Raw genomic sequence first — 16,385 nt, 5'->3', positions numbered from 1 at the left:
AGCAACTCCCGAAGGTAGGTTTCGAAAAGGCGCGTACCTTATTCGTGACCGACCCGCGGAAACAGGGACCAGCGCGCACTTGATTCATTCCACTCGCGCAAGAATCCCTGAAAATGTCATGAGCTCATGACACAACGATCTCATCGAGCCCCAGGCGAAACTCAGCGGACCGTGAACACCACGCGATCCAGCACCTTGCCCCGCTCGTCGCCGAGCTCAAGTGCGTAGGAGCCTGCCTCGGGCGTCCACAGCGTGACGCGGTCGGCGCGGGCGAGCTCGGCGCCGTTGAGCTTCAGGCGCATGGAGCGAGTGGCGCCTTCGGTGCTGATGGGCAGCTTTTGATAGGCGGTGGGAATATCTGGATCGACCGCGATCACCATGCCGTTGGCTGGGCTCGCAATGCGTGGGATGGGGGCCGCCAGGGCGACCGTCGCCTGCGGTGTGCTTTGTTGATCGCGAGTGAACCATTCGCGGCGAGGCGCTTCGAGGTTATTGGCGAACCGCGTGGATACGGCAACGACGTCGGCTGGCGGCGTGGGCGCGATGGAAGGCACATCACGATGCAATCGGCTCATCACCTCTCGCCACACCGGCGCGGCCCCGGTGACGCCGCTGACATCGTGCATGGAGTCGCCTTCGAAGTTGCCGACCCACACCGCGACGGTATAGCGCGAAGAAAATCCGACGCACCAGTTGTCGCGCATATCCTTGCTGGTGCCGGTTTTCACGGCGCTCCAGAACGCGGTGTTCAAGTGATTGTCGACGCCGAAGGTGAGCGTGCGCGCCGCCGGATCGCTCATCATGTCGGCGACGATGAAACTCACATCCGCCGGCAGCAGCGCTCGCTCCTCGGCGCGGTGGCCTCCGGGCAAAACATGCAATGGCGAGCTGCGGCCACCGCGGGCCAATGTACGGTACGCTCGAGCCTGCTCCCAAAGACTGACTTCGGCGGAGCCGAGCGCCAACGAGTAACCGTAGTAATCGCCGGATTCGGTGATGTGTTCGTAGCCGAGCTCATAGAGCCGATCGCGGAATGGCTCGACGCCCACCAGCACCAACGTGCGCACCGCTGGAATGTTCAGCGAGTTGCCCAGCGCCGTGCGCACGCTCACCAGGCCTTTGTAGTCCTTGTCATAGTCCTGAGGGATATACGCGCCCGTGGCGGTGTCGAGGTGGACGGGCAGATCCTTCACCAGGGACGCCGCATTCAGATATCGCCGCTCCATGGCAAGCGCATAGAGGAACGGCTTGAGCGTCGAGCCCGCCTGCCTCAGCGCTCTCACTCCGTCCACGTACCGGGCGCTCGAGCGAGGCCCTGCCGAACCGACGTATGCCAGGACATCTGCAGACTCGTTATCGACGACCAGGATGGCGCCGTCGCGAACGTTCTCATCCGCAAGTCTGCCGAGCTGCTGTTCCAACACGGCGCGTGCCGTTCGTTGCAGACGGGCATCGATGGTTGTTTTCACTCGCTGACCCGGCGAGCGAAGCAAGGTATGCGCAAGTTGCGGCGCCAGCTGAGGTGCGGCCGATCGCTCGACTCCATTCGACAGCAGCGTCATCGCCGCAAGCTTGATCTCGCCGCAATCGATCGCGATGTTCGCAGCGCGCGCACGATTGCAAGCGCGGGCTGCGACACGCTCGGGCGACGCGCCCGGCTGCGGCAACAACGCCGCGATCACAAGGCTCTCCGAAAGGCTCAATCCCGACGGCACCTTGCCGGCAAGCACCTGCGAAGCCGCCGCGATTCCCTGCAGCTCGCCCCGGTAAGGTAACAGATTGAGATACGCCTCGAGGATCTGCTCCTTGGTCCAGCTCGCTTCCAGCGCACGCGCCATTCGAATCTGATTGCGCTTGTGCGTCCAGGCTTGCAGGCCAGAGCGAAGTCGAGGCGTATCCCGCAGCAGCGAAGCGACTTGCATGGTGATGGTGCTCGCGCCCCGTTGCTTGCCGCGCAGGTAACGATCTCTCATCGCACCCAGAACGCTTCGCCAATCGATTCCATCGTGCTCATAGAATCGAGCGTCCTCACCTCGAATCACCGCGGATACAAACGCCGGGGAGACGGCGCTCAGCGGTTGCCACTCGTACCGGCGCACCTTCATATCGATGCGTACGGCGTCGATCACCTCGCCATTGCGATCGAGCAGAAACGCATCAGACGGGGTGAATTGCGCGCGCACGTCCTCAAAAGACGGCGCGCGCTCGGGCCATAAGATCACGACGCCGCATAGTGCGATCAGTGCCGCAACAGCGCCGACGATGATGACTCGACGCGACTTCACTGCTTTGGCTCCACTACCAGGACAGGGTTCGGCAACTCACCGAACATCTCGGGCGCATACATCGCCTCGACTCGTGTCGCCGGCAATTGGAACTCGCCAGGATTGTTCAGGCGCACCGTGTACTCGACACTCCAGGTTCCCTTGGGAACGAAGCGGTAGTAAGCGCGGAACGCATCGAAGCGGCGTTCCTCGAAGGCGAGCGACGCCCAGCCTTCGCGGCGTTCCTGCCTGGTCAGCAACTCCGACTGGCCGCCCAACCCGCTACCCAGAATCGTCGAACCCGCCGGCACCGGATCGTCCACCACGACCCAGGTCATGTCCGACTGCGCTTCGATTTGTAACGTCACACGCGCCACGTCGCCACGCGTCCATCGACCCGGGTGCTGCTGCTCGATCGGAGTCACGGTGCGAGTCGTGTGGAAACCGGAAGACAGCGGCTTGTCGAGCGGCAACGCCGCCGTCGCACGAACCATCGCCCACGGTGCCCCCGTGCCCTGATGAGTGATATCGAGCGACGCTTGTCCCTCGCGCCAAGGCAAGCTCACTTCTTCGCTCTTCGCATTCGCCGGCCATGCGACCTGCTGCTGCTTACCGGCATAGCGCACGTCGGTAGCGCCGGTCACTGCCGTGGATTCGAAAGCGGCGGAGAACTTCTCCAGCGCCAGCGAGCCCCACGCGTTGGCAACCGTTGTGTTCCAACGTCCGCTCAACTGCCTGCCCATGGCGCCGCGGACCAGTCGCGGGATGTCTTCGCGCCATTGCGGCTCATCGAGCACGCCGAGCAGCATGCGGTTCGCGTTCGAGTCGCCCGAAATCATCAGCCACCAAAGCGCGTCATTGCGCTCCGTGGCGAAACCCATGGTGGTGCCCTGAAAATTCAGACGAGCGCGCAGAATGCCCAGGGCCCGTTGGCGCTGCTCCGAGGCAGAGCGGATGTCGGGCACGCGACGCAGGATGTTGAGCCAATCCAGCACGGCCGAGGTGGGCCACAGATCCGGCTCGATATCGATGCTGTCCAGCATCTGCGCATTGGCCGCTTCGTAACGAGACAAAGCTTCGATGGCCGCGAGCTTGCGAATCGCCAGATCGGCCGTAGGCAGAGCCGAGCCGCGCACGATTCGACCAGCCACGAAGCCCTTCAGCGCCTGAATCAGTCGATCCCTGTCCTGCTCCACCAGCTGCCAGCCCGCCTCATGCGCAATGGCCAGCACATACGCCGTCAACGTATCGTCGCCGCGCAACCACTCGCTCGGGAAATATTTCAGCAGACCGTCGGAATCCATGTAAGCGGGCAAGCGCTCGGTCCATGATTTCCACAGCGAGTCATCGCGCAGAACCACGGCGCGCGAGAGCTGCTGTTCCAGGCAGACGTATGGATACATCCGCATGTACTCGCGAACGCCGTCCAGCCCATCCCCCAGCCGTGCCCGCAATGTGACTTCCAAGCCGCCTCTGCCCTTCACCGAGCCCGCAGGCCGCTCGGCGGGAATCGATAGCGGCTCGGTGAGCTGCGCAATGGTCGCCTGATAAGTCCGCACTGGATACGCGGCGATCACGTCCTGCTTGAGCTTGATTCGGTCCGTGGCCGAGTCGCCGGCTTTGGCTCTTACATCCCAAGTCAGATGGGAAACATCGGTGGGGACCACCACTTGCCAAGTCACATCGCGCGCCTGCCCGGCTGGAAGCTCCACTTGCTGCGGCGGCAACGCACGCTCGCCCAGCTCTGCAACCGTAGGTTGCGCCTCCACTAGCAATGTTTGATCACTCGTATTTCGCAACGTGAAGGTCGCCGCAAAGCGATCACCTTCGCGCACCAGTGGCGGCAGCCCCGACAGCAGCATCAGATCCTGACTGGTGGCGATCCAAGCGGTGCCGGTGCCGAACAAATCGTCGGAGCCGCTAGCCACCGCGACGATGCGGAAGGAAGACAGTGAATCGTTCAGCGGAACTTGGAGCGAAGCATTGCCCTGCGCGTCCAGATGCACGCGGCCTTGCCACAGCAGCAGGCTGTTGAATTGCTCACGAGCACGGTCGCGATCGCGACCACCGCCGCCGCCATGGGCCACGGCTTTGCGTCCGTAGTGACGTTTGCCCACCACCTGCATCTGCGCGGTGGAAGTCCACACTTCGATGCCACGCTCACCCATCATTGCGCTCAGCAAATCCCAGGTCGGATTCGGCGCGAGCTCGAGCAGTGCCTCGTCGACGGCTGCAAGCGCGATCTCAGTCCCGGCGGGCAGCGGCTGACCGTTCTCACGTTCGACATGGACCTGCACCGTCGCCTTCTGAGCGACCTTGTACACGCTGCGATCCGGCGTCACGCGCACGTTCAGACGATGCGGCTTCCAACCCACGTTGATCTTCGCCATGCCCAGTCGGTACGCGGGCTTGTTCAAGTCAACCAGCGCCGTGATTTCTTCCGGACCGCCAGCCGAGGCTTTGCGCTTTTTCGTTTCGACTCGGCCGCGCACGGCTAGCACCGACACGAATACATTGGGCGCGTAAGCATCGGCGATCGGCACCTCGACGATCGGCGCCTGACCCTTCAGGCGCACAGTGAAGCTCGACAGCACACCCTCGCGCGCAACGGTGACCAGCGCAGTCGCCTCTCTGAAAGGCATGCGAACCTGGAAGCGCGCGGTGTCGCCCGCGTCATACTCTTTTTTCTCGGGCAGCACATCCATGCGATCGCCCTGCGTGCCGGAGAACCACCAGTCGTCTTCGCCCGCCACCCAGAACGACGCCGTTGCGCCGGCAATACGCTGCTGGGCATCGGCCGCCTCGGCTCGCACCAGCACTTCGCCGCTGACACCCGGAGCCACATCGCAAAGGACCAGACCCTGTTTGTTGGTGACACCGGTGCAGGCCGTGGGCAGCCGCTTGGTCTCGCGCGTCGTCTCGTAAGCATAAAAGCCGCCGATGAGACGCTTGCGATATGAGTACGCGGTCGACTGATACATCGACACCGTGACCGGCTGATTGGCACGCGGCTTACCGTCGAGCCCGAGAACGACCACGCGAAAACGCAGCTGCTCGGTGCTTGCGACCCAACCGTCGCGCCGGATACCGACGCTCAGTTCGGAAGGAACCAGGCGCACCCGCCCGGTCGCCGTCAGCAGTTCGCCATTGGCGTCGGCGTACTCGAGCTCGGCAGTGAGCTGCGCCGGAGTGTCGAGCCGTGGTAGCCCCGTCACAGTCACACGCGCCGACCCTTCACCATCCAATGTCACAGGCAGCACTTGCACTTTCGCCGTCGCTGCCGGCGCATCGCTTTCCTCGTCCGAATAGAAATAGGAAGTATCGCCGGTGCGGATGCCTTCCTTCACCGGCGCGCCGCCGAATTGATAATCCGAATAGCCTTCGAATCGCATGGCGCGCGGCTCGACCACGGTGCGAAGTTTGGTCGCGAGCCCAGAGGCGCCACCGCCCGACATATAGGCGACGTGCAAATCGAGCACGGCGGAATCCTGCTGGACCAGCGGCTGCGCCGAGCCCACCACGCTGGCGCGCATCGAAGGCAGTCGGAACTGCTCCACCTTGAAAGTCGCGCTCTGATGAAAGTCCTTGCCGTCGGCAAGCATGATGGAATAGTCGCCGAGCTTGGCCTCGGCGGGAATGGTCCATTGGTTTTCGGCCACGCCGTTGGCGTCGAACTGCGCCTTCAGGTCATATTGCTGACCGCTGCCGTTGTGCGTGATGCGCACCTGGCGCGCGCCCGCGACCGACTCGGGCAAGCTCACGCCGGTCGAATCGTGCCGGCGCAGGAAATGTTTCATCGACACGGTCTCGCCCGCACGGAACAGCGCCCGATCGAGCACGCTGTGATAGATGCCGGCTTGCCACCCCGAGGAAGTCCTCAAGCCGAACCGATGAGGCGCGATGCCTTCGGTCCAGCCGGATTGGGTGAAACTGAAATCCTCGCCATGTTGAGCAAAGACCAGCAGCGGCGACGGCGACCAGTTGCTGCAATAGCCGCTGTCATGCGGCTCGCCCAACGACATATCGATCTTGGCGATGCCGTCGCGATCGGTGCGTGCTTCCGCGCGCTTGGCGCCGCCGCAGTAGTTGACGATGGTGATGGCCGCATCCTTCACCGGCTGACCGTTATCCAGCCGCGTGACCCACACGGACGAGCTTTCGCGCCCCCAGTTGAAGTGCACGCCGAGGTTGGTGACCAAAGCCGAAGTGACCACATAGCGCAATTCATCGCGGCCGAGCAGCGACTGGCCGAGCAGTCGGCTGCCGATTTCCACCACATGAAAGCCGGGCTTCTGCAGCGGAATGCCGATCACTTCGGCCGGCTTCTGTCCGGACGGTTTGGTCAGCATGAAGCTGGAGGTCACGTCCTGGTCGCCGAACACCGAAGTCGAGCCGGTCGATTCGCGCCAGATGACCTGCGGCTCGTCTTCGTTATTGGCGGCCGGATTGGGAACATACTGGCCTGCACGCTCCTCCGCCTTGCGCACTCGCTCCAGCCAGTTGGCGATCGCCGCTGGATCCGCACCAACGCGCAACGACTTCGCCGGCAGCTCCACTTGCCCGCCGAACTCGGGCTCGACATTGCGCAGAGTGACCGGCAGTACGCCGCCTTCCTCCGCTTCGAGGATGCCGAAAGACGCCGGGAATTTGGCCAGCGCCGGATACGCGTCGATGCGTAGATCGAGCGGAAAGCGCGTCGCGTTCTCCAGCGTGCGACCGGCGTCATCGCGAAGCTCCACCGGCATCACGACCGCGACCGTCGACTCTTCCGGGAAGGGGCTGGCGAACGTGATTTCTTCCAGCGTAGGCGCCGCTTGTTCGGAGCTTTGCGGAGTGAGTTCCTTCCCGTCTTGCGTTCTGATTCGCACGGCAAGCGCCAGCTCGCGTGGCACTGGCGCACTGAAGGCCACGCGAACCGGCTGCATCGGCATACATCCAGCGCGCGCATTGGTACGGGTACATTCGACGCGCGCGGTAAAAGCAGGACGAACCTTGAACGCGAGCGTCTGTGTGCGGCCCATCGGCACACCGCTCACGGTCTTGACCCCCTTACCCCAGTGCAAACGAACCTGTGTCGCAGGCGGCAGGCGACGCTTGCATCGAACCACCGCAATCCGTTCCTCCGCCTGTTCGATCTCGTCCTTGCGCAGCCGCGCGGTCGAGACCATCGCGTCTTTCCACAGCAATGTGAAGTACTGGTAACCGAGCGAGCCGCGCTCGGCGAGCATCGCCGATCGTTCCTCGCCGGTCAGCACTTCCACCGGAATCTGTTCTTCGATGCCATCGACCACACAGTGCGCGTGCGCCTGGATGGAGTCGGTGGCGGCGGGCGCGGCCAGCTTGAGCAGGAAGATCTGCTGTTCGTCCACCTGGCCCCAGCGTTCGTCGGGATACGAGCTCAGGATGGCGGGCCCGCCCGTCGTGAACGCGAAGGAGCGCGTTCCACCCAGCGCCTTGCCACTCAGGCTTCGCAGATCGTCGCGCAGGCGGAACGTGCAGTTCAGGCCCGCTGGCAGATCGGCGTCGAAGTCGTAGACCCAGTTGCGAGCGTCTGCCCAGCGACCTTGACCCGGACTGGGACAGCTCACCACGAACGGATCGGGCAGACGAGGATCGCCGAGCGCCACCATCGGCACCGAGAAACGCGCGGTGGCCTGTCGCACATCGCGCATTTCTCCTCGAGGAGAGAACAGTTCTACCGTTGGGGCGGGCTCCGGCGGCGCCTCACCCACCTGGGCGAAAGCGACCAGCGCGACGAGCTGCAAAGCCAAGCCGATCCCTGCGAACTTCATCTCGATCCTCCGCGTGCATCGCTGCGGATGTTCACGCCGCAGACTTACCGGCCGATGTCCGCATTCGGACCGACCAAAGACGAATCGTGGCAATTTGTGGCGGGGACGTCTGCTGAAAGAGTCACAGCTGCCCGACTCGCAACAGCGAACGCGCGAGCTGCCCTCTCCTTATTAATAAGTATTCATCTGGCGCGGCCCATTCCGGGTGCGCTTCGCAAGTCCTGTCCTACGGGCTTGTCACCGGTGTCATTTACTAATACCCTAATGTGAAATCGAGTTTCATATTATGGGATTCGGAAACTCGACGTGTTTTTAAGTTGAGTCATCCAGGTCAGGGGGATTGATAGTGCGAAAGACTTCGAATCGCAGCCTCGTGCGTTGGGCTGTCCGCTCCGCCATGACTGCTGCTGTGTCAACGGCCGCAGTCGCTCCGTTTCATGCATTCGCTCAGGGGGCCGCTGAGCAGCCTCAAACGCAGACCAGCGCCGCTCCCGCCGAGCAGGGTCCCGAGGAAGTCGTGGTCACCGGCTATCGCATGAGCCTCAATCAGGCGCTCGAAGCCAAGCGCGCCGAAGTGGGCGCGGTCGACGCCATCATGGCCGAGGACATCGCCGACTTCCCGGATCTGAACCTCGCCGAGGCCATCCAGCGCATTCCCGGCGTCACCATCAATCGCGAAGGCGGCCAGGGCCGCACCATCACGGTTCGCGGTCTGGGTGGTGATTTCACTCGCACCAACATCAACGGCATGGAAACCGTTGCCGGCACAACGGGCAACCGCGGCCGCACCTTCGACTTCAACGTGTTTGCGTCCGAGCTCTTCCAGAGCATCGTGGTACGCAAGACTCAGTCAGCGGAGCTCGACGAAGGTTCCCTCGGTGCGACCGTCGATCTGCAGACCGCGCGGCCCTTCGATTTCGACGGCTTCCGCACGGCCCTCTCCGGCCAGGCCAGCTACAACGACGTGACCGAGAACACCAATCCCCGCGCCGCCGGCCTGATCAGCTGGGCCAACGACGACAAGACCTTCGGCGCGCTGTTCTCCGCGGCCTACAGCGAACGTAATCCTTTCGATGAAGGCTTCGGCACCACGCGTTGGGAAGACAACGGCTACGCCGCCTTCGAGCGCTCGCGCGTCAGCCCCGACCAGGTCTTCAGCCCGCGGGGCAACTACGCCGGCTGCGTTCCTTGCACCTCGCAGGCCGAGATCGACGCAGTCAACCAATCGTTCCATCCGCGCATCCCGCGCTACGCCGAGAGCTTGCTCGAGCAGAAGCGCTACGGCCTGACCAGCGCTCTGCAGTGGGCGCCCACCGAGAAGACACAGATCAATTTCGATGCGCTGTACGCGTACTACAGCAGCCAGACGGAGAACGCCAACGCCGGCTCGATCTCCTTCAGCCGCTTCAACGCCGCTGGCATCAACGAAACCATCGTGCGCGATTATGAGATCGACGCCAGCGGCAACATGGTCTACGGCGTGTTCGACAACGTCGACCTGCGCTCCGAGAACGGCTTCGAACGGCACATCACCAAATATCAGCAGTACACGCTGAGCGGCTCGCACGAGTTCAGCGATCGGTTCCGCATGACTGCGCTGGTCGGCACCAGCGAGAACGATCTGGATACGCCGTACAACTTCTCGTTCGCCTATGACGCGATCAACGTCGACGGCTACACCTACGACTTCCGCAGCAACAGCCGCTTCCCGCAGCTGGTGCACGGCATCGACATGACCAACCCGGACCTGTGGACCCTGGTCGCGGCTCGCCGTCGTGAAAGCTCCATCGTCAACAGCTACGACACCGCCAAGTTCGCGGTGGAGTACGACCTGACCGACAACCTGAGCCTGAAGGGCGGTGCGCTGGTCAAGAGCTTCGAAGTCGACATGAAGGACTTCTCCTCCGGCGGCGATCTGGCGGCGGATCGACGGCTGGTCGGCGTGGGCGCCATCGCCCGCAACTTGCCGATCGGCCGCGACATGGCCATTCCGGCCGGCTCGGATCGCAATTACATCGTGCCGGACGTGTGGAAATCGGCGGGTTATGTCGGCCTGTTCACCGACCCGTTCTACGCGCTGAATGTTTCTGGCACCGATACTCGCAACGTGCAGGAAGACGACGCCAGTGCGTTCGTGGCCCTCGACTTCGAATATGACGTGTTCGAGATGCCGCTGCGGGGCTCGGCCGGTGTTCGTTACGCTCAGACGGACGTGACTTCGCGCGGCATCCTGCAACTCAGCCCCACGGTGTCGCAGGTGGCGGAAGTCGAGAACGACTACACCGACACCCTGCCCTCGCTGAACCTGGTGCTGGAAGCGACCAACGACCTGCTGATCCGCGCGGCGGCGGCCAAGGTGATGGCACGACCGGCGCTGGGCGATTTGACTCCCGGCGGCAACATCGACAACACCTCGCGCACCATCCGCTTCGGCAATCCGCTGCTCAATCCGTTCCGCGCCACCAACTACGACCTGGGCGTCGAATGGTACTTCACCGACGAGGCGCTGATCGGCGCCGGCTTGTTCTACAAGGACATCAAGTCGTTCAGCGTGCGCCAGACCGACGGCATTCCCTTCAGCCAGACCGGCTTGCCGATCGAACTGGCGGGCGGCAACGATCCCTCGACCTCTTATGAGGTGTCGCGCATGGTCAATGGCGACGGTGGCTGGATCCGCGGCATCGAGTTGCAGTACCAGCAGCCCTTCACGTTCCTGCCGGGCGCACTCAGCAACTTCGGTTTCATCGGCAACTACACGTACATCGAGTCCGCCGTGCAATACGATGGCGGCCAGCGCAACGACCTGCTGAACCTGTCCAACAATGCATGGAACACGACGCTGTACTACGAAACCGACAAGTTCAGCGCGCGCGTCTCCGCTGCGTTCCGCGGCGAATATCTGACGGCGTTCCCGGGCGGCAACGGCAACACGGAGGAAGGCGTGAACGATGCGACCACCATCGACGCATCGGTCTCGTACAACATCACCGACGACCTGACCGTCTCGCTGGAAGGCCTGAACCTCACGGACGAGTACACTGACGCGTATGTGGGCGACAACAACCTCGTGTCCCGTTATCGTCATACGGGCCGCGAGATCCTGCTCGGCGTACGCTGGAGCTATTGATCGACCGAGGTCGGTCTCCGCTCTCTTTTGTTCAATTTGATTCTGTTTGTCTGAACGGGCGCGCATGAAAGCTACACGCAACATTGGAATGCTGGTGGCGCTCATATCGAGCGTATCGATGCTGGCAGGCTGCTCCGCCCCCATCCTCGCCTCCCAGGGCGCGCCCGTTCAGGCCCCTTCCTCCGGAGCCATCGACGAATATTTCAGCAATTGGCCCGCGGAAGCAGATCCCGCGCTGGTGGGCCGGCGCATCGCGAACAACTTCGTCGCGCGCAACTTCGATTTCCAGATCAACTCGTTTCATCGCTGGATCATCTATCCCGAGGTGTGCGCGTGGTATGGCGCTCTGCAGGTCGCGGAGCTCAGCAAGGATCAGGCGCTGAAAGAGCAACTGATCGGGAAGTTCGATCAGTTCCTGACGCCCGAAGGCGCTCGTCGCCTCAGCCCGCGCGCGCACGTCGACTACCGCATCACCGGTGTCGTTCCGCTGGAAATTTATCTGCTCAATGGTGAGCAGACATACCTCGAGATCGGCCGTGACTACGCCGACAAGCAGTGGGCAACCACCACGCCCGACGGCATCACCACCGAAGCGCGTTACTGGGCCGACGATCTGTACATGCTCCCGGTGCTGCAGGTGCAGGCGTATCGCGCTACCAAAGATCCGAAATATCTGGACCGCGTTGCCATGACCATGGTCGCGTATCTGGACAAGCTGCAGCAGCCGAGCGGCCTGTTTCTGCACAGCCCCGACTCGCCCTTCTACTGGGGACGCGGCAACGGTTGGGTCGCAGCCGGCATGGCCGAAGTGCTGTCGGTGTTGCCGCCGGAGCATCCCAACTACGCGCGCATCATGCAGAGCTACAAACTCATGATGGCCGGCTTGCTCAAGTATCAAAATCCCGAAGGCCTGTGGCTGCAGCTCATCGAGCAGCCGGATTTCTGGCCGGAAACCTCCGGCAGCGCCATGTTCGCCTTCGCCATGGTGGAAGGCGTGAAGCGCGGCTGGCTGGATGCCAAGACCTATGGTCCCGCCGCTCGCAAGGCGTGGCTCGGGCTGGTGAAGTACGTCGATTCGGCCGGCAACATCAAGGAGGTCGTGGTGGGCACCAACAAAGCATCCAACGAAGTCGGACCGGATCTGGAAGTGCAAAAGAAGTTTTATTACGACCGGCCGCGCAAGACGGGCGATCTGCACGGGCAGTCGCCGATGCTGTGGACCGCGGCGGCGTTGCTGCGATGAGCGCTCGTCGTATGACTGCTGGCCTGGCCAGCGCCATTGCCGCCGTCCTGAGCTTGCACGCCCCCGCGGCGCTCGCCAGCAAGGCCACCATCGTGCTCCATAACCAAGGCAAGCTGGCGCGCACTGCCGAGACCATCGTCATTCCCTATGCGGAAGTGAAAAAAGCCCTGCCCGACGTTGCGTTCGATCAAGTCATCGTGCGCGACGCCAAGGGTGCGGTCGTGACATCGCAGGTGACCGCGATGAAGCACATCCATCGCGGTCCGGCTGAATATGACGATCTGATCTTTCAGCACGACTTCGCCGCGGGCGAACAGCGCGCCGAGCTGACGATCGAGACGACCGAGAAGCCTCAGCCGCCTTTCCAGAGCAAAGTATGGGTCGGCTACGTGCCAGAGCGCCACGACGATATCGCTTGGGAAAACGATCTGACTGCGCACCGTGCCTACGGTCCAGCATTGGAACTGCCGAGCGCCAAACCGGATCAAATGACCAGCAGCGGTCTCGATCTGTGGACCAAGAAAGTGCCCTACCTGGTGCTGGATCGCTGGTATCGCAAAGGTCATGACGGGCTGCACGCCGACACCGGCGAAGGTCTGGATTTTTACGAAGTCGGCCGCAATCGCGGCGTGGGCGGCACCGGCGTCTGGGACGGTCAGCAACTCTCCGTCTCCGCCAACTGGCGCAAATATCACATCTACGCCAACGGCCCGGTGCGCGCGATCTTCGAGCTCAGCTATGAGCCATGGGACGCGGGCAAAGGGGTCCAGGTTCGCGAAACCAAACGTTTTATCGTGGACGCCGGCCAGCAGCTGGACGAGATTCAAAGCACCTTCGATTTCACCCCTGCTCCCGGATCCGACGGCACCGTGACCGTCGCGGTGGGCGTCACCGAGCACCCCACCAAGGCGGACGTCGCAGTGACCCGCAACGAGCAAGGCAAGTTCATTGCGCTATGGGAGAAGTATCACGATCACCCGTCGCACGACGAGCTCGGCTCCGCCATCATGCTCGCGCCGGAAGTGAAGCTCGCCGGCATGGCGCGCACCACGCCCCCGGCGAAGGGCCGGCCCGACAGCTTGTTGCTGGTCAAGGTCAAGCCGGGCGAAACGATCCGTTACTTCGCGGGCGGCGCCTGGAAGCCGGCAGGCAAGATCACCACGGCTGCCGCCTGGAACGATTATCTGACTGCAAAAGCGGCGCGGCTGGCCGCGCCGGTCCGCGTTGAGATCAATGCGACGGCCGCTCCGCCCACACCGTGATCGGGCTGGCGCCGATCAGGCCGGACGGCAGCGGCTGCAGGTTCTCCATATCCTGAGGCTGGAAGCGCTCGCCATAACGCAGGTTCAACAGCCGATAATCCGGCGCGCTGCGCCCAGCGAGCGTGTTGATGGCGAGATTGCCGACGCGCAGCTCGATATCGTTGGTCCCTACTCTTACGTACCGAGTGATGTCGAGTTCGTAAGGCGGCGCCCAGATCGATCCGGCACGCCGTCCGTTCACGAACACTTCGGCAGCTTCTCTCACCGGGCTTTCCAGCCACGCGCGACCGCCTCGTTGCTTGTCATCGAACGGCACGGGCGTGCCCTGCCCCAGATCGAGAATGTAACGAGCATCGGTCTTCGCGATCTCCAATGTTCGCCGGTACGAAGCGACGCCGGAGTAGAAGCGAGTCTTCGGATCATCAGTCCACGAGGCCAGTCTGCTTTCGGTTCGCTGCAACTGCAGGGGCGCGAACTCGACCTGCCAGTCGTTGGAAAGATCCGCGAGCGCCGTTCTGGAGCGGCTGACAGCCGTCTCTCGCCCGCTCCTGGCGCCGAACACGACGATGGTCGACTCATATGGCGCGAGTTTGAGACTCACCTCCTCGCCCGCGAGCGTCGTCATCGCGCCAGTCATGGGATTCCACAGCTGCGCGGGGCGATTGCGGCCCTCACGGAAACGCGCCTCGGCCGTGACCGGTTGGTTGGTTGTATTGGCGACGAAGTAGATATCGCCATTTTCGAGCTTGCGATGAATGAAGCCGACTGCCGACTGTTGCCGATCGAGCAGCAGGTCGGGCGTGAACAGTTTGCGCAGCGTTGCGCCCAGCTCGTTCTCGGCGACCACGCGGGTGCGCGATCGGGTGCGCAACAATCTTTGTGTGGTCGATTCGACCTGCATGGACTTCACATCGGCGGCGCGATGGCCGGCGCTCAGCTTCGGTGGCTCGCCGACCACCATGACCACTCCGCCCAAGCGCGCGAATTGCTCGACCTTCTGATAGGCGATCACGTCGATGCGGTCCATGTTGGGCAGCACCAGCACCCGATAACGCGACAGCTTGTCGAGCGATTTTCCATCGATGTAGTCGAAGCCGTAGCCCGCATCGAGCAGCTGTTCGGTGAGAGTGCGCGTCACCTTGTTCTTCACCTCGTCGCTGACCGTGGCGCGACCCGGCTTGGTCGCGGCCCACGCATCTTCGGTCGGCAGCAGGATGGCCACGTCGTTGGCCGGACGGCCCTGTCGCAACACGTAGCTCACCCGCTGCAAATATCGGGAGATGTCGGGCATCGCAATCCACCAGGGATTCTGATCGCTGAACACGGCCGCTGCGTAGAGACTCCAGCCCGGCGGATCGACGCCCGGCGGCGTGTACGGCCAGCCGTGACCGATGAGCTGATTGATGCCCTGGAGAAACAACAGGTCCGCCTCGGCTTTCATGTCGAGCGGCGTGGCGCGAAACGACGGCGAATGCAGCCACGTGAACGCTTCGGCGGAAGTCACCTGGCGATCGAACAAATGACTCGCGGAAGTCGCCCAGCGTGTCGTGGTGAATGCGCGCCAGTCATGCCCCTCGCCTTCGGGCAACGCGACCAGGGCATTGCTCGACAGAGTCACGGGCGGAAAGCCATACGTTTGCGAACGAAACCGAGTGCGATGCCGCTTGGCCCAGTCGTCGACCGGCGTGAGATAACGCTCGTCCACCAGCTCGGAAAGTGTCTGGCCCCAATCGTGCCGGACGCCGGCAGTCTGCTCCGCCGGCGCCAGGAACAGCGCCGGCAGGAATGGCAGCAGGTCATAACCGCGCCGACGTTGAAATTCCTCGGGCAGATCGTCCGTCCAATCGGCTCGATACACCTCCAGGCTGTCGCTGAACACTGCCGCGGGCGGTTGATCGCCGAACGCCTGCATCAAACGATCGCCCACGGCGCTCAAGTGAGTATCGATGGCGGCGCGACTCATATGATCGAGCACGAAGCCCTCGCCGCCGATGCCGGGGCGCTTCACCTGCTGGCCGGTGCGACTTTGCAAAAAGAACAGCACGGTGCGTGCGGCGTCCGCTTTGGATTCGATCTCCAGGCGCGGCTGCGACGGCAACGGCAAACGTTTGGCTGCTTCGGATCGAACGCTGTCGACGTCGCCATCGGCGATGAACACGGCGAGCAGCTTTTCTCCCGGCCCCACTCGCGGCGTGGGCACCGAAACTTCGCCCGGCGCGACCCGTTGTTTTTCCATTCGAACCTGCGACGCGGCCTGCGTCACGGGCACATGCGGCCCTCCGAATGGCCAACCACTGCCAAGTGTGATATCCACACGCAGCCCCTGCTCGCGACCCTTCTGCGCGGCGAAGCGCACGGCATCGATGAACTCATCGGACAGATACGTGAGATTGCGCAGGCCGGTGTCGGGATCGTCGAGCGACAGCGGATACACCGGTTGAATCTCGAAGCCGCCGAAGCCGCCCGCTTTCATCGCGGCGATCTCGCGCTCCAGCTCGGGTTTGCTGACGGCGGGACCGAACCACCACCAGCGCATCATTGCGCGCGCTTCGTCGGGCGGCGCCTGAAATGCAGCGCGAACCTGCTCAACGTTCGCCGGCGCAGTCGTCTGACTCGCTGCCCACAACGGCCACAGCAGGAACCATTGCAAGGCGAGCGCACTCACATGTCGGGTGCGGATCGTGATCATTCCACCAT

6 protein-coding genes are annotated in these 16,385 nt (G+C 63.1%); 3 read left to right on the top strand and 3 right to left on the bottom strand.

All coding sequences use genetic code 11. From position 1 onward, the window contains the following. Positions 1–161: 161 nt before the first annotated feature. Positions 162–2,285: a penicillin-binding protein 1C gene (gene pbpC, locus JM946_RS08420; RefSeq protein WP_203166804.1), complete on the bottom strand. Its 2,124-nt coding sequence runs from the start codon at positions 2,283–2,285 to the stop codon at positions 162–164. Then, the gene (locus JM946_RS08415) at positions 2,282–8,056 is read right to left on the bottom strand and encodes an alpha-2-macroglobulin family protein (RefSeq protein WP_203166803.1); all 5,775 of its coding nucleotides are present in this window, start codon (positions 8,054–8,056) and stop codon (positions 2,282–2,284) included. The genes pbpC and JM946_RS08415 overlap by 4 nt, the downstream gene beginning before the upstream one ends. Positions 8,057–8,465: 409 nt before the next feature. Here JM946_RS08415 and JM946_RS08410 point away from each other — a divergent pair, with 409 nt between their 5' ends. The 3 genes from JM946_RS08410 (at position 8,466) to JM946_RS08400 (ending at position 13,688) form a co-directional block, all read left to right on the top strand. Beyond that, positions 8,466–11,183 carry a TonB-dependent receptor gene (locus JM946_RS08410; protein ID WP_203166801.1) on the top strand — a complete coding sequence of 906 codons (2,718 nt, stop codon included), beginning with the start codon at positions 8,466–8,468 and terminating at the stop codon, positions 11,181–11,183. A gap of 64 nt (positions 11,184–11,247) precedes the next feature. Continuing rightward, the gene (locus JM946_RS08405; RefSeq protein ID WP_203166799.1) at positions 11,248–12,426 is read left to right on the top strand and encodes a glycoside hydrolase family 88/105 protein; all 1,179 of its coding nucleotides are present in this window, start codon (positions 11,248–11,250) and stop codon (positions 12,424–12,426) included. Further along, positions 12,423–13,688: a DUF4861 family protein gene (locus tag JM946_RS08400; protein ID WP_203166797.1), complete on the top strand. Its 1,266-nt coding sequence runs from the start codon at positions 12,423–12,425 to the stop codon at positions 13,686–13,688. The genes JM946_RS08405 and JM946_RS08400 overlap by 4 nt, the downstream gene beginning before the upstream one ends. Here JM946_RS08400 and JM946_RS08395 read toward each other — a convergent pair. Next, on the bottom strand, positions 13,657–16,377 hold the full coding sequence (locus JM946_RS08395; RefSeq protein WP_203166795.1) for a glycosyl hydrolase: 2,721 nt from the start codon (positions 16,375–16,377) through the stop codon (positions 13,657–13,659). The genes JM946_RS08400 and JM946_RS08395 overlap by 32 nt on opposite strands. Between the last annotated feature and the right edge of the window lie 8 nt (positions 16,378–16,385).

The organism is Steroidobacter gossypii (assembly GCF_016801985.1).
Taxonomy (GTDB): Bacteria; Pseudomonadota; Gammaproteobacteria; order Steroidobacterales; family Steroidobacteraceae; genus Steroidobacter; species Steroidobacter gossypii.
This window is presented reverse-complemented; position numbering and strand designations above follow the sequence as displayed.

Excerpts from the sequence above, each read along its gene's own strand:
- JM946_RS08405 (WP_203166799.1), top strand. The coding sequence starts at position 11,248 with ATGAAAGCTACACGCAACATTGGAATGCTGGTGGCGCTCATATCGAGC.
- JM946_RS08415 (WP_203166803.1), bottom strand. The coding sequence starts at position 8,056 with ATGAAGTTCGCAGGGATCGGCTTGGCTTTGCAGCTCGTCGCGCTGGTC.
- JM946_RS08400 (WP_203166797.1), top strand. The coding sequence starts at position 12,423 with ATGAGCGCTCGTCGTATGACTGCTGGCCTGGCCAGCGCCATTGCCGCC.
- JM946_RS08395 (WP_203166795.1), bottom strand. The coding sequence starts at position 16,377 with ATGATCACGATCCGCACCCGACATGTGAGTGCGCTCGCCTTGCAATGG.